Below are 2,234 nucleotides of genomic sequence, written 5' to 3'. Positions count from 1 at the left end.
ATTGGGTATGCCCCCCTTTTTTCAAATGCAGGGGAGCCTGCAATCTGCTCCGACCATTTTTGAACTGCCAGTAACATCTGGAGCATTGGAAATAGATGATACCGCTATGGCGGTTTTCTTACGTCTGGGATTTTTTCTTGGCACTGATACTCCTTTTAAACAGATAAAAGTGCCAGAGCCAGCTAAACAGCAACAATTTCTTCGGCAACAAGTTGAAGAATATCAGGGCATCTTTGATGATGCAGCCCGGCAATATGGTGAGGTATTTAAATCAGCGATACAAGGTTTTTTGCAAGCAAACCCACAGCAAAAAATTGTGATGCCGTTGTCTGGCGGACGAGACTCCCGGCACATCTTGTTTGCAATATTAGCCAATAACCGTGAAATTGATCATTGTGTAACCTGTGTTCGTCCTGCCCCCTACGACGATCAAGATGTGAAAGTGGCGCAGATGCTCTGTCAGCAATTAAAAATACCTCATACCAGTCTTAAGCTGGAGCCAAATTATCTTGCCCAACAATTAGAAAATTTTCGAATGTCTAGTTATTGTGCTGAAGAAAATGCCTGGATAAGTGTTGTAGCTGATCACCTTAGTACCCTGAACGACGGTTATATGACTTTTGATGGTCTGGCGGGGGGGATTTTATCTGATGGTGCTTTTACCAGCGCTAAAAAGATACAGTTGTACAGAGAAGAAAAATGGCTGGAACTGGCCAATATCATTTTGCCCGCAGAGGGTTACCTTCCTACCATGTTGTCAAAAGAGGATTATCAACGCTGGTCCAGAGATAAAGCGATTGACCGTGTAATAACTGAGCTTAAACGTTACCAGCAGTGTCCAAACCCTATCGGTCAGTTTTATTTATGGAATCGTACACGCCGCGAAATATGTTATATCCCATTTGGATATATGAACCAAGTGGTGCAGGTCGTCACCCCCTATATGTTCCATGACGTTTATGATTTTTTATTACGATTACCTGGTAAGTTTTTTGCTGATGCCTCTTTCCACAGCCGCGCTATCGAGTTGACCTATCCACAATACGCGCAACTTCCATACGCGGAACGCAGTACAATAAAACCGGTAAGGTTTTTTGAACGCTGGCGAGACCTTACAGACATAGGTCGCTTTTTAATGAAGCATAATTCCTTAGTAGCCAACCGTTTTATCTATCCCCGACTATTAGCTGGCATCGCATCAGGTAACTATGCCAGCCGGGTAACCGATATTATGGGGCCTGTGGTATATTTAGCTGAATTACAACGCTTTCTACACAGCAGAACACGCAGCTGATTCAGGCCTCTGTCGAAGGGGCATGACGGGCTAACCAAAACTCCAGCATAATCATTACCCAAATCAGCTCGCCATAATAAGCAGCATGGCCTTGCTGCTGCTGAGCTACCGACTTATCTATAAAGTCGGGTCTGAAAATATCACGCTGCTTTAAGCTAGCCAACTGAGTTGCAGCCAGTTGTTGCAGCGCTTTATGCTCAGCCAGCCATTTACCAAAAGGTAAGCCAAAACCATGTTTTTGTTTGGCAATAGTGGCCGCCGGTAGAATTGGGCCCAATGCATACTTGTAGAAATCACGCAGGTTATGTTTCGTCAGTTTTACCTCTGGTGGCAATTGCAGTGACAAGTCCAATACCTGTTGATCCAGCATCGGGTACACTACATCCACTCCCGCAAGCTCTGTCATGCCATTTACTTTCACTAAATCATTGTCTGCCAGTGTAAATTTCCAGTCATTAAACAACATAGCATCAACCGGGCTCACTGCCCCTGCTGCGGCAAAACGGCGTTGGATCTGATGTAAAGGCAAAGAAGTATCAATACTTTGCAAAAAAGTCCGGGTAAACACCTGCGAAGCCGCGTGTTGATGCAAAAAATTATAGCGCTGCAAACGGCTGGCTAAGTCCTGTTCACTCTGCTCAATAAAACTAAGCGCTTTTTGTGTCAGACGGTGTGATATCAGCTTCGCGGTCAGCTTGACACTGCCTGCTAATACTCGACGTATAAACAACGGCGTTTGACAAAAGCGTTCAAATATCATTTGCTTGGCATAACGTTCATTGCCTGAGAACAGTTCATCACCGCCATCACCGGCTAACATCACCTTTACCCCGTGCTTCTGGGCTAAACGGGCGCAAAAGTAAGTAGGTAACGCCGATGAATTACCAAAAGGCTGCGGATAATAAGCGGCAATTTGAGGCAACTCGCGCGCGATATCATC

The 2,234-nt window shown here is 45.1% G+C and carries 2 protein-coding genes; one reads left to right on the top strand and one right to left on the bottom strand.

From position 1 onward, the window contains the following. Nucleotides 1-1,294, top strand: a 1,294-nt coding sequence (locus tag V7D78_RS17175; RefSeq protein ID WP_333609671.1) for a hypothetical protein, incomplete at its 5' end; no start/stop codon positions are given. Nucleotide 1,295: 1 nt separating this feature from the next. Here V7D78_RS17175 and V7D78_RS17170 read toward each other — a convergent pair. Beyond that, nucleotides 1,296-2,234, bottom strand: a 939-nt coding sequence (locus V7D78_RS17170; protein WP_333609670.1) for an asparagine synthase C-terminal domain-containing protein, incomplete at its 5' end; no start/stop codon positions are given.

Source organism: Arsukibacterium sp. (genome assembly GCF_036735525.1).
In the GTDB taxonomy this organism is placed as follows: Bacteria; Pseudomonadota; Gammaproteobacteria; order Enterobacterales; family Alteromonadaceae; genus Alishewanella.
This window is presented reverse-complemented; position numbering and strand designations above follow the sequence as displayed.